Source organism: Amycolatopsis sp. WGS_07, assembly GCF_045278895.1.
GTDB lineage: Bacteria > Actinomycetota > Actinomycetes > Mycobacteriales > Pseudonocardiaceae > Amycolatopsis.
The window spans coordinates 4081165-4093217 of the sequence record NZ_CP136053.1; the positions used below are offsets into that span (position 1 = coordinate 4081165).

The 12053-nt window shown below is 69.3% G+C and carries 10 protein-coding genes; 6 read left to right on the forward strand and 4 right to left on the reverse strand.

Annotated features, from left to right (window positions below; genetic code table 11):
* Window positions 1-101 precede the first annotated feature (101 nt).
* Together RPX00_RS19560 and RPX00_RS19565 are read left to right on the forward strand one after the other, a co-directional pair.
* Window positions 102-1520 (forward strand): RNB domain-containing ribonuclease, encoded by a 1419-nt coding sequence (locus RPX00_RS19560; RefSeq protein ID WP_406641223.1) that lies wholly within the window; start codon window positions 102-104, stop codon window positions 1518-1520.
* A complete protein-coding gene (locus RPX00_RS19565; RefSeq protein ID WP_406641225.1) occupies window positions 1517-2281 on the forward strand; it encodes a helical backbone metal receptor in 765 nt (254 codons plus the stop codon). Before RPX00_RS19560 ends, RPX00_RS19565 begins: the two co-directional genes overlap by 4 nt.
* Here the strand turns inward: RPX00_RS19565 and RPX00_RS19570 are convergent.
* Window positions 2262-3689 carry an aldehyde dehydrogenase family protein gene (locus RPX00_RS19570; protein WP_406641227.1) on the reverse strand — a complete coding sequence of 476 codons (1428 nt, stop codon included), beginning with the start codon at window positions 3687-3689 and terminating at the stop codon, window positions 2262-2264. The two genes, RPX00_RS19565 and RPX00_RS19570, sit on opposite strands and share 20 nt — an antisense overlap.
* Window positions 3686-5041 carry a 4-aminobutyrate--2-oxoglutarate transaminase gene (gene gabT / locus RPX00_RS19575; protein WP_406641228.1) on the reverse strand — a complete coding sequence of 452 codons (1356 nt, stop codon included), beginning with the start codon at window positions 5039-5041 and terminating at the stop codon, window positions 3686-3688. The genes RPX00_RS19570 and gabT overlap by 4 nt, the downstream gene beginning before the upstream one ends.
* 135 nt (window positions 5042-5176) lie before the next feature.
* Here gabT and RPX00_RS19580 point away from each other — a divergent pair, with 135 nt between their 5' ends.
* A complete protein-coding gene (locus tag RPX00_RS19580; protein ID WP_406641230.1) occupies window positions 5177-6595 on the forward strand; it encodes a PucR family transcriptional regulator in 1419 nt (472 codons plus the stop codon).
* On the opposite strand, the gene RPX00_RS19585 is transcribed toward RPX00_RS19580, so the two are convergent.
* Together RPX00_RS19585 and RPX00_RS19590 are read right to left on the reverse strand one after the other, a co-directional pair.
* Window positions 6585-7325, reverse strand: a complete 741-nt coding sequence (locus tag RPX00_RS19585) for a cache domain-containing protein (RefSeq protein WP_406641231.1) — start codon at window positions 7323-7325, stop codon at window positions 6585-6587. The genes RPX00_RS19580 and RPX00_RS19585 overlap by 11 nt on opposite strands.
* 32 nt (window positions 7326-7357) lie before the next feature.
* The gene (locus RPX00_RS19590) at window positions 7358-8101 is read right to left on the reverse strand and encodes a FadR/GntR family transcriptional regulator (protein WP_406641233.1); all 744 of its coding nucleotides are present in this window, start codon (window positions 8099-8101) and stop codon (window positions 7358-7360) included.
* A 113-nt stretch (window positions 8102-8214) separates the two neighbouring features.
* Here RPX00_RS19590 and RPX00_RS19595 point away from each other — a divergent pair, with 113 nt between their 5' ends.
* From RPX00_RS19595 to RPX00_RS19605, 3 genes are read left to right on the forward strand one after another with little or no spacing between them, the layout of a single operon-like run.
* Complete coding sequence (locus RPX00_RS19595; protein WP_406641235.1) at window positions 8215-9630, forward strand: gamma-aminobutyraldehyde dehydrogenase; 1416 nt, start codon at window positions 8215-8217, stop codon at window positions 9628-9630.
* 32 nt (window positions 9631-9662) lie between these two features.
* The gene (locus RPX00_RS19600; RefSeq protein ID WP_406641237.1) at window positions 9663-10739 is read left to right on the forward strand and encodes an ABC transporter ATP-binding protein; all 1077 of its coding nucleotides are present in this window, start codon (window positions 9663-9665) and stop codon (window positions 10737-10739) included.
* 26 nt (window positions 10740-10765) lie between these two features.
* Window positions 10766-11974: an extracellular solute-binding protein gene (locus tag RPX00_RS19605; RefSeq protein ID WP_406641240.1), complete on the forward strand. Its 1209-nt coding sequence runs from the start codon at window positions 10766-10768 to the stop codon at window positions 11972-11974.
* Window positions 11975-12053: the final 79 nt, after the last annotated feature.

The following is a 12053-nucleotide window of genomic DNA, read 5'->3' on the forward strand; positions in this document are numbered from 1 at the left end:
TTCTGAAAATGAAGACGGTTATCAATGCCAGGCAGGCTACACCCGACCGGCCCGCGCCCGAACGGGCGATCACCGGCGCTCCGGCGGGATAGTGTTGGACCGTGCCGCCACTCGTGCTGAGGACGTCAGCGTCGGGAGGGGACTTCGGTCGTCTCCGGGCGGAGTTCGCGCTGCCGGAGTCGTTCGGGCCCGCGGTGCTCGCGGAAGCCGAGACGGCGGTGCTCGATCCGCTCGCCTCCGCCGGCGGCCGCGAGGACGCCACGGACCTGCCGTTCGTCACGATCGATCCGCCCGGGTCCAAGGATCTCGACCAGGCGATGGTGATCGAGCGGCGCGCGGGCGGGTTCCGGGTGCAGTACGCGATCGCGGACCTGGCGGCGTTCGTTCCGCCGGGAGGCGCGCTCGATCACGAGGCGCGGCGGCGCGGGCAGACGCTGTATCTCCCGGACGGCAATGTCCCGCTGCATCCGCCGGTGCTGTCCGAGGGGGCGGCGAGCCTGCTGCCGGGCGAGGTCCGGCCCGCGGTGCTGTGGACGATCGACGTCGACGGGGCCGGGGAAATCCTCGCCACGCGGGTGCGGCGGGCGCTGGTGCGTTCGACCGAACAGCTTGACTACGAAGGGGTCCAGGCCTCGCTGGAGGCCGGGCGGCCGCATCCGTCGGTGGCGGCGCTGCCGGATCTCGGCCGGTTGCGGCGCGGCCTGGCGGTGCGGCGCGGGGCGGTCGAGTTGCAGTTGCCGGAGCAGGAAATCAGCGGCGACATCGACGGCGGCTGGATTCTCGCGCGCCGTCCGCGCACGGCGGTGGACGCGTGGAACGCCGAGATCTCGTTGCTGACCGGCATGGCCGCGGCGCGGATCATGATCGAGGCCGGGATCGGGGTGCTGCGCACGCTGCCGTCGCCGGAGCCGGACGCGGTGGAATGGCTGCGCCGGTCCGCGTCGGCGGCCGGGCTGGCCTGGCCGATCGAACTGGGAGTGTCCGAGTTCCTGTCTACTTTGGACCCCGGGCAGCCCGCGTCGATGGCGTTGTACGCGGACACCACGCGGCTCTTGCGGGGCGCGGGCTACACGGCGTTCGCCGGGGAATTGCCCGCGGTGACAACGCATGCGGGCATCGGCGGGGCGTACGCGCATGTCACCGCGCCGATCCGGCGGCTGGTGGACCGGTTCGGCACGGAGGTGTGCCTGGCGGTCACGGCCGGCCGCGAGGTGCCGGAGTGGGTGCGCGAGGCGCTGGCCGAGGTGCCCGCGCAAATGTCCGCTTCGGACAGTCTGGCGGCACGGGTGGAACGCGCGTGCATTGATCAGGTAGAAGCGTGGGTACTCGCTGAACATGTCGGTCGCGAGTTCACCGCGGTGGTGCTGCGCGCGGAGGAGACGCGGGCGGAGATCCTGGTGGAGAATCCGCCGGTGATGGCGAAGTGCTCCGGCGAGAAGTTCCCGGAGGGCGAGCGGATCGCGGTGCGGCTGACCGAAGTGGACGTCGAGCAGCGGAAGGTGTCGTTCGAACGGGTATGAGGAACGCGGAACTGGTCGATGATCTCGGCGAGCCGGTGCCGATCGAAGGGTCGCCTCGGCGAGTGGTGTCGCTGGTGCCGTCGCTGACCGAGGCGGTCGAGGCGAGTGCGCCCGGGCGGCTGGTCGGGGCGACGGACTACTGCACGCATCCGGCCGATCTGGACGTGGCCAGGGTCGGCGGGTCGAAGTACCCGAAGCTCGACCGGGTGCTCGCGCTCGAGCCGGATCTGGTGCTGGCGAACTCCGAGGAGAACCGTCCGGAGGACGTGGAAACCCTGCGCGCCAACGGGATTCCGGTGTTCGTCATGGCCGCGGCGGAATCCGTGCCCGCCGCGCTCGGGTCGTTGCGGCGGATTCTCACCCAGGTGTACGGGATCGACGAGCCGGAATGGCTGGACACGGCGGAAGAACTGTGGCGCGAGGTGGCGCCGGTCCGGCATCGCGCGGTGATCCCGGTGTGGCGCAAGCCGTGGATCGTGCTGGGCCGCGACACTTTCGCCGGCGACGTGCTGCGCCGCGTCGGGGTCGAGAACGTCTACTCCGGACACTCCGAGCGGTATCCCCGGCCCTCGCTGGAAGAACTCCGCGAGACCGGGGCCGACCTGGTTGTACTGCCCGACGAGCCGTACGAGTTCACCCAGGACGACGGCCCCGGCTTCTTCCCGGAGATGCGCCCGGTGCTGATTTCCGGGCGCTACCTCACGTGGTACGGACCGTCCCTAGTGGACGCCTACGCGGCGCTCAGAGAGTCAGTCCAGTAAGGACAGTCACGCGCTCCTCGGTGAAGTCCGCCATCGCCGCCGCCGGGCCTTCACGGCCGACGCCGGAGTCCTTCACCCCGCCGTAGGGCATCTGGTCGGCGCGGAAGCTCGGCACGTCGCCGACCAGCACGCCGCCCACCTTGAGCCGCGCCGACACGTCGAACGCCGTCGGCAGGTCGCGGGTGAACACGCCGGTCTGCAGGCCGAAGCGGGACGCGTTGATCCGCTCCACGCCGTCGTCCACAGAGGACACCCGGGCCAGCGAGACGACCGGGCCGAACACCTCGTCCGCCATCACCGAGGCGTCCTCGGGAGCTTCGGCGAGCACGGTCGGCTCCACCGTCGCCCCCTTACGGCCACCGCCGGCCAGCAGCTTGGCGCCGGCGACCACCGCGTCGGTGACCCAGGATTCGACTCGCGCCGCGGCCGCCTCGTTGACCAGCGGGCCCACGTCGACGCCGTCCTCGCGCGGGTTTCCGGTGCGCAGCGCGGCGACCTGCTCCAGGACCTTTTTCTGCAGCTCGTCGTAGACGTCGGTGTGCGCGTACACGCGCTGCACCGAAATGCACGACTGCCCGGCCTGGTACATGGCGAACGTCGCGATCCGCTGCGCGGCGAAGTCCAGGTCAGTCCAATCCGGACAGACCAGCACCGCGCCGTTGCCGCCGAGTTCGAGCGCGACGTGCTTGCGCGGCACGGTGTCGCGGATCGCCCAGCCGACCGGAACGGAACCGGTGAACGACACGACCGGCAGCCGCGGGTCCTTGACCAGTTCGGCCGTTTCCTCGTTGCCGAGCGGCAGAATCGACCAGCTGCCCGCCGGCAGGTCGGTCTCGGCGAGGATTTCGCCGAGCAGCAATGCGGTCAGCGGCGTCGCCGGGGCGGGCTTGAGCACGATCGGCGCGCCGACCGCGATCGCCGGGGCGACCTTGTGCGCCACCAGGTTCAGCGGGAAGTTGAACGGCGTGATGCCCAGCACCGGACCGCGCGGCACGCGCCGGACGAGCGCGAGCCGTCCGGTGCCGCCGGGGTCGGTGTCGAGCCGCTGCAGTTCGCCGGAGAACCGGCGGGCCTCCTCGGACGCCCAGCGGAACGTCGACACCGCACGGCCGATCTCGCCGCGCGCCCACTTCAGCGGCTTGCCCGATTCGGCGGTGATCAGCTGCGCGATCTCCTCCGCCCGCTCGGAAAGCCGGCGCGAGACGTGGTCGAGCGCGCCCGCGCGGACGTGCGCGGGAAGCGTCGCGAACTCGTCGGCGACGTCGACCGCGGCCTGGACGGCGGCCTCCACTTCGGACGGTCCGGGAACGTAGTGCGTACCGGCTTCGGAACCGTCGAACGAATGCCGGACGACGGTCGTTTCGCTGCTGGTTACCGGCTTTCCGGCCACCCAGAACGGAAAAGTCACTTGCGGGCCTCCGTGCGGATCGCGTACTCGAGAACGGCGAGGCCTTCGTCGAGCAACTCATTGGACAGGGACAGCGGGGGGAGCAGCCGGACGACGTTGCCGTACGTGCCGCAGGTCAGCACCACGACGCCTTGCGCGTGGCAGGCGGCGGCGATGCGCTTGGTCAGGTCGGCGTCCGGCTCGTTGGTACCCGGCTTGACGAACTCGGCGGCCAGCATCGCGCCGCGTCCGCGAACGTCGCCGATCACGCCGGTTTCCGTTGCCAGCGCCCGAAGCCGCGGCAGCACCAGGTCCTCGATGCGCTTCGCGGAACCGGCCAGTCCGTCGTTCCGCATGGTCTCGATCGCGCCCAGCGCGGCGGCGCACGCGATCGGATTGCCGCCGTAGGTGCCGCCGAGCCCGCCCGCGCCGACCGCGTCGAGCAGCTCCGCGCGCCCGGTCACCGCGGCGAGCGGCAGCCCGCCCGCGATGCCCTTGGCCGTGCAGACCAGGTCGGGGACGACGTCCTCGTGCTCTGACGCGAACCAGTTTCCGGTGCGGCAGAAGCCGGTCTGCACCTCGTCGGCGACGAACACGACGCCGTTCGCCTTGCACCACGAGGAAATCGCGGGCAGGAAGCCGGGGGCGGGCTCGATGAAGCCGCCCTCGCCCTGGATCGGCTCGAGCACGACGGCCGCGACCTGGTCGCCGCCGATCTGCTTCTCGATCCGGTCGATCGCCTGCCGCGCGGCCTCCGGGCCGGCCAGCCCGTCGCGGTACGGGTACGAGCCCGGCACGCGGTACACCTCGGGCGCGAACGGGCCGAAACCGTGCTTGTAGGGCACCGATTTCGCGGTCATGCCCATGGTCAGGTTGGTGCGGCCGTGGTAGGCGTGGTCGAACACCACGACAGCCTGGCGACCGGTGGCGGTGCGCGCGATCTTCACCGCGTTCTCGACCGCTTCCGCACCCGAGTTGAACAGCACCGACTTCTTCGCGTGGTCGCCCGGCGTCAGCTCGCCCAGCGCCTCGCACACCTCCACGTAACCCTCGTACGGGGTCACCATGAAGCAGGTGTGGGTGAACAGCGAAGCCTGCTCGCGCACCCGGTCGACCACCTCGGGCGCGGAGTGCCCGACGCTCGTCACCGCGATCCCGGAGCCGAAATCGATCAGCACGTTGCCGTCGGCGTCGGTGAGCAGGCCGCCGCTGGCGGAGGTGATGTAGGCGGGCAGCGTGGACGCGACCCCGGCGGCCACCGCGTTGGCGCGGCGTTCTTGCAGCGCGCGGGAGGCGGGCCCGGGGATCTCGGTCTGCAGCCTGCGCTGCCGGGGTGCCGGAGCCTGCGGCTCGGCGGCGGTGCTGGTGGTCACGGCGCTCCTACGTCGCGGGGTCGTGAGTGCCGGTGGGAACTCACGAGCTTGAGGTGGGTCGCCCTCAGGATGGGGCCTGGGACGGCCGTCGTCAGCTGGCCGTTCTGTCCAACTTGGCAGCTACACTTGGCCGTTATGGCACTCACCCTCCGCGCCCTCGCCGCCGAACCCGCGCTCGGCCTGCGCGTGGTCGCGGGCGAGGCCGGGCTGGACCGCCCGATCGGCTGGGTGCATCCCACCGAGCTGACCGATCCGCAGAGCTTCCTCGAAGGCGGGGAACTGCTGCTCACGACCGGTCTGACGCTCTACAGCGCGACCTACGCGGCGTACATCCGGCGGCTTGTCGACGCGGATGTCGCCGGGCTCGGCTTCGGCGTCGGGCTGAGCCACGCCAAGGTGCCGGACGCGCTGGTGGCGGTCGCCGACGAAGTCGGGCTGCCGGTGCTGGAGGTGCCGCGGAAGACGCCGTTCATCGCGATCACGCGCGCGGTGTCCCGGTCGGTCGCCGCCGACGAGTACGCCGCGACGGTGCGGATCGGCCGCGCTCAACAGGAGCTGACCCGGACCGCAGTCGGCCGCAGCGGTGCCGGGGGAGTGGTGCGGCGGCTCGCGCGGCTCATCGACGGCTGGGTGGTGCTTTACGACTCCGCTGGACGCGTGCGCGAGGCTTCGTCGGCCAAAGCACGCAGCGTCGAGCTGGACGTCACCGGTCTTCGCGCAGGCACGCGCGTGGTGTCCTATGGGGACGACGAGGTCGTGCTGCAGACGCTGCACACGCGCGGCGCGTTGGCTGTCGGTACCGCGGAACCGTTGGACAGCACCGGACAGTACATCGTCAACACGGCAGTCTCGTTGCTTTCCCTTGCCCTGGAACAAGATCGCGCGCAGCGAGTTTCACAGTCCCAACTGCACACCGGTGTACTGGAGCTGCTTGCCGCCGGACACGACGAGCTGGCCCGCGAGGTAGTGCCGGATCTTCCCCCGGAGCCATGGACGGTGCTCGCGGTGGCCGGGAGCAAAGCCGCCCGGAACACGCTGTACGAACGGCTGGAAACCCTTGCCGGACAAGTGTTCGCCGCGCATCGCGGGGACAAGCTGATCGTGCTGGCGGAGAACGACGAGGTGTGCGAGATCGTCGCGGAGACCGGAGAGTTCCACAGTGGACTGTCCGCTGGGGAGTTTCCGGCCGCGCTCCGGCAGGCGGCGGAAGCGGCCGAGGCGGCCCGGACACAGCGTGTACCGATGCTGCGCTACGCCGACCACGCCGGGGCCGGGCTGCTGGGCCTAGTCGATCACCAAGCCGCACAAGCGTTTTCCGACCAGCTCCTCGCTCCGGTAAAGGAGTTCGACCGGACCGGCCGCGGGGACCTGGAACTGTCCCTGCGTTGCTGGCTCGAACACCACGGCCACTGGGACCTCGCCGCGACGAAGCTCGGCGTGCACCGGCACACCCTGCGCAACCGGGTCACCAAAGCGGCCGAACTGCTGGACCGGGACCTCGACGCACCAGGCGTGCGCGCGGAGCTGTGGTTCGCGCTGCAAGTCAGGTCGTGACCAGCAACGTGATCGGCGAATCCCCGCAGCGCCGCAATGTCATCCCGCCCGGAGCCGTATACGGTTCCGCCCCGGACGCCCACCAGGCGGGCACGTCGATCTCGCGCACCAGCGACCCGGTCGCCTTCCGCACGCTGTTCGAGACGATCACCCGCCCCTGCGCGTTGAGCAGCGCGGCGGTCCGGCCGAGCGTGCGAAGCCGGCGACTCACCGTGCGCTCGAACTCGCGCACATACACGTCCGCACCAACGACTCCGGCGAATTCCTCACCGCGCGTAACAGGAATGGTGAAGGTGAGCGTGTACTCGTCGGTGCAGAGATAGTCCACGTATGGCCCATTGACATGCCGCCGCCCGCTGTCGCGCGGGACGGTGAACCACGATTGCCGCGTGTAGTCAAGGAAATTGGGGCTCTCCGGATCGAGGCTGATGAACAGCTGCTCCGGCGAACCGTCCTCGGAGTTGCAGGAGGTCCACCACTCGAAGCCGAGTTCCTGATCGGCGAGGACGTTCGGCGCGCTCACGAAGCCGGCGCCGACCACGAGGCCGCCGAGCGCCTCGATGACCTGCGGCCGGATCGTGTGCAGCCCTTCGGCGGTCGGCTCGCCGGGTTCGCCGAGCAGCGTTTCGGCGGCGGCCAGAACTGGTTTCAGGCGCGCGAAAATCTCCTCGACGAGGGCGGAAACCTGGGTCACTACCTCTTCGCCGGTCAGCGTGCGGGTGTCGGTCACGATGCTCACCTCGTGATGCGGGTCATCGGAGCTTACGGCGTTTCGAGGGTCAGGTGCAGGTCTGCGAGCCGATCAAGCGCGCTCAGAAGGTGTTCCTCGGTCAAGGCGCGCGCCCGATCGCCGTCGGCCGAGGCGATCGCGGAGACGATCGCCTGGTGCTCAGCGTAAGACCCGCGGCAGGTTTCCTTGTCGCCGAGGGGCGCCCAGAGCAGTACGCCGTGTTCGCTCTGCAGCTGAACTTCCTGGTTGGTGAGCCGCGGGGACTGCGCGGCGGCGGCGACTTCGAGGTGGAAGTGCCGTTCCGCGCGGGTCGCGTCGGGGCCGCTCGCGCCGAGGAGGTCTTCCGCGGTGAGCCGCAGCCGTTCGAGATCTTCGGGAGTGCTGCGTTCCGCGGCGAGTTTCGCGGCCGAGCCGGCGACGGCGAGGTAATGGTCGCCGAAGTCGCGAAGTTCAGCCATTGAGACCAATCGCAGGCGCTCGGCCCACGAACTCTGCGCGGGCCAGTCCGGGGTGCGCACGAAGCTGCCGCCGCCGCGCCCGCGCCGCGTTTCGACCAGGCCCTGCTGCCGCAGCACCGCGAGCGCCTCGCGCACGGTGACCGTGGAGACCCGGAACTGCGCGGCGAGTTCGGCCTCGCTCGGCAACTGCTCCGCGTCGTCGAGGAGACCGAGCGTGATGGCGTCGAACAGCCGCGCCGCGACCGCCTCCGCGCGCCCCACCTGTTCCAGCGGAGCGAACATCGCCAGTCGTGCGCTGTTCGACATCTCCTTGCGCATCGTTGGTCCACCCGTCTCGGCATCCGTTGGAGCCAATCCTGCCCCAGGGCCTTGTCATTTGAAATATGGAGTTATATGTTTCATCCTGCCACGGAGAGTCAGGAGGCGCACGCGTGCAGGAGTTGAAGCACTACGTCGGCGGGACCTACGTCGACTCGCTGTCCGGAAAGGTCGCGGAAATCGTCGACCCGGTTACTGGACGTGCATACTGCACCGCGCCGGTGGCCGGCGCCGAGGACGTGGACCGCGCGCTCAAGGTCGCGGCGGAAGCGTTCGAAAGCTGGCGCGAGACCACCCCGGCGCAGCGGCAGCTCGCACTGCTGAAGATCGCTGACGCGCTCGAAGCGCGCGGCGAGGAGATCATCCGCGTCGAAGCGCAGGACACCGGCAAGCCGTTCGCGCTGACCATGGAGGAGGAGCTGCCCGCGGTCATCGACCAGGTGCGCTTCTTCGCCGGTGCCGCGCGCGTGCTCGAAGGCCGTTCGGCCGGCGAGTACATGGAAGGCCACACTTCGTTCATCCGCCGCGAGCCGGTCGGCGTCTGCGCGCAGGTGACGCCCTGGAACTACCCGCTGATGATGGCGATCTGGAAGATCGCGCCGGCGCTCGCCGCGGGCAACACCATCGTGCTCAAGCCGTCCGACACCACGCCCGCCTCCACGCTGCTGCTCGCCGAGATCTGCGGAGAGCACCTTCCCGCGGGCGTGTTCAACGTGATCTGCGGCGACCGCGACACCGGACGGGCGTTGGTAGAGCACGACATTCCGGCGATGGTGTCGATCACCGGCTCGGTGCGGGCGGGCATCGAGGTCGCCGGTTCGGCCGCGCACGACGTCAAGCGCGTGCACCTCGAACTGGGCGGCAAGGCCCCGGTGATCGTGTTCCCGGACGCGGACCTCGAAGCCGCCGCCGAAGCCATCGCCGCGGCCGGATATTTCAACGCGGGCCAGGACTGCACCGCGGCCACCCGCGTGCTGGTGCACGACGACGTGCACGACACGTTCGTCAACGCGCTCACCCGGCAGGCCGAGGAGAACAAGACCGGCACCGGCGAGGACGTCGCCTTCGGCCCGCTCAACAACGCCGCGCAGCTGGAAAAGGTCTCCGGCTTCATCGACCGGCTGCCGGAGCACGCGACTGTCCACTGTGGAGGACGGCGCTCCGGCGACGAGGGCTACTTCTACGAGGCCACCGTGGTTTCCGGCGTCCGCCAGGACGACGAGATCATCCAGAACGAGGTCTTCGGCCCGGTCATCACGGTGCAGCGGTTCACCGAGGACGACGAGGCGCTCAAGCACGCCAACGGAGTTCCCTACGGCCTGGCTTCCTCGGTGTGGACCAAGGACCACCAGCGCGCCATGAAGTTCTCGGCGAAACTCGACTTCGGGTGCGTGTGGATCAACACGCACATTCCGCTCGTGGCCGAGATGCCGCACGGCGGGTTCAAGCGGTCCGGCTACGGCAAGGACCTCTCGCTGTACGGCCTCGAGGACTACACCCGCGTCAAGCACGTGATGAGTGCGCTGTAGCCGTCGTGACCAGATCCATGGGAAGGCCCGTCATGCCCCATCAAGCCCCCGCCGAGACCCGGCCGCCGGGAAGGCGTCCGCAGACCGGGCAGCCGGCGATCCGGCTCACCGGACTGGAAAAGCACTTCGACAAGGTGCGCGCCGTGGACGGGGTCGACCTCGACATCCCGCCCGGCGAGTTCTTCTCGATGCTCGGCCCGTCCGGTTCCGGCAAGACCACCGTGCTGCGGATGATCGCCGGGTTCGAACTGCCCACCGCGGGCACGATCGAACTCGAAGGCAAGGACGTGAGCCAATTGGCTCCGTTCGACCGCGACGTGAACACGGTCTTCCAGGACTACGCGCTCTTCCCGCACATGACGGTGCAGCAGAACGTGGAGTACGGCCTGAAAGTCAAGCGGGTCGCGAAAGCCGAACGCCGTGAGCGCGCGAAGGAAGCGCTGCGCACGGTGCGGCTGGAGGATTTCGGCGACCGCAAGCCGGCGCAGATGTCCGGCGGGCAGCGGCAGCGCGTGGCTCTCGCCCGCGCTCTGGTAAATCACCCGAAAGTGTTGCTTTTGGACGAACCCCTTGGCGCGCTCGACCTGAAGCTGCGCCAGGCCATGCAGGTCGAACTCAAGCAGATCCAGCGCGAGGTCGGCATCACCTTCGTCTTCGTCACCCACGATCAGGACGAGGCGCTCACCATGAGCGACCGGATCGCCGTGTTCAACGCGGGCCGCATCGAACAGGTCGGTACTCCGGTCGAGGTCTACGAACGCCCGGCAAGTGCTTTCGTGGCAGGGTTTGTCGGCACGTCCAACCTGCTCAGCGGGCGGAGCGCGGAGGCGGTGATCGGCAGGCCGGGCGTGTACAGCATCCGGCCGGAGAAGATCCGCATCGACGGAGACCTTGCGTCGCCGGCCGGTCCCGGAGAGACTTCCGCGACCGGTTCGGTCACGGATGTCGTGTATGCCGGTTCGACGGTGCGCTACGCTGTCGCGCTCGATGCTGGGGGCCAATTGTCCGTAGTCCGCCAGAACACCAGCGAGCCGACCGAGTTCGCCGACGGTCGCGTTCGCCTGCGCTGGCGCCGCGAACACAGTTTCCGGGTCCCCGAAGCCGGCTAGTTCCTCACGGGAAGGTTTCTCTCGCTATGAAGAACAGGAAGACGCTGCTCGCAGGGCTGTGCGGCGTGAGCCTCCTGCTCGCCGCCTGCGGCACCTCGGGCTCCGACTCCAAAACGGGGTCGGCGCCGGGCGCACAGGGCTTCACGCCGCCGAAGCTGAACGCGCTGACGCAGCTCGGCCAGCCGGAAGGCCAGCTGAACGTGCTCGCGTGGCCCGGTTACGCGGAAAACGGCTCGAACGACCCGAAGGTCAACTGGGTGCAGCCGTTCGAGCAGCAGACCGGCTGCAAGGTCAACGTCAAGCCGTTCGGCACCTCCGACGAGGCCGTGACGCTGATGAAGACCGGGCAGTACGACGTGGTTTCCGCCTCCGGCGACGCCTCGCTGCGGCTGGTCGCCTCGGGCGACGTCGAACCGGTCAACACCGCGCTCGTGCCGAACTACAACGACATTTACCCGTTCCTCAAGAACAAGTCGTGGAACAGCGTCAACAATGTCGCCTACGGCATCCCGCACGGCTGGGGCGCGAACGTCCTGGCCTACCGCACCGACAAGGTGCAGCCGGAGCCGAAGTCGTGGTCGCCGATGTTCGACGAGAAGTCGCAGTTCAAGGGCAAGGTCATCGCCTACGACTCGCCGATCTACATCGCCGACGCCGCGCTGTACCTGATGGCGCACCAGCCCGACCTCGGGATCAAGAACCCGTACGCGCTGGACGACAAGCAGTTCAAGGCGGCCACCGACCTGCTGAAGAAGCAGCGCCCGCTGGTCGAGGAGTACTGGTCGGACTACCTCAAGGAAACGCAGTCGCTCAAGAGCGGCGACGGCGTGATCGGCACGGCCTGGCAGGTGACGGTGAACCTCGCGAAGAGCGAGGGCGCGCCGGTCGCGGCCACGGTGCCGAGCGAGGGGGCGACCGGCTGGTCGGACACCTGGATGGTTTCCGCGAAGTCGCAGCACAAGACGTGCGCGTACAAGTGGATGGACTACATCACCAGCCCCAAGGTGAACGCTCAGGTCGCCGAGTACTTCGGTGAGGCTCCGGCGAACTCCAAGGCCTGCGCGGAGTTCAAGGACAAGTCGCTGTGCGACACCTACCACGCCAACGACGCCGCGTACGCCGCCAAGATCCAGTACTGGACCACGCCGATCCCGCAGTGCCTCGACGGCCGCACGGACGTCAAGTGCAAGGACTACGGCGACTGGACCCGGGCCTGGACCGAGATCAAGGGCTGAACCGACCCTCGCGGATGCCGGTACCCACCGCGCCGGCATCCGCGAGCCCGCCGGGGGCTGCGGGCCCTCCCCAATGTTC

Excerpts from the sequence above, each read along its gene's own strand:
- RPX00_RS19565 (WP_406641225.1), top strand. The coding sequence starts at position 1,517 with ATGAGGAACGCGGAACTGGTCGATGATCTCGGCGAGCCGGTGCCGATC.
- RPX00_RS19580 (WP_406641230.1), top strand. The coding sequence starts at position 5,177 with ATGGCACTCACCCTCCGCGCCCTCGCCGCCGAACCCGCGCTCGGCCTG.
- RPX00_RS19590 (WP_406641233.1), bottom strand. The coding sequence starts at position 8,101 with ATGCGCAAGGAGATGTCGAACAGCGCACGACTGGCGATGTTCGCTCCG.
- RPX00_RS19600 (WP_406641237.1), top strand. The coding sequence starts at position 9,663 with ATGCCCCATCAAGCCCCCGCCGAGACCCGGCCGCCGGGAAGGCGTCCG.
- RPX00_RS19605 (WP_406641240.1), top strand. The coding sequence starts at position 10,766 with ATGAAGAACAGGAAGACGCTGCTCGCAGGGCTGTGCGGCGTGAGCCTC.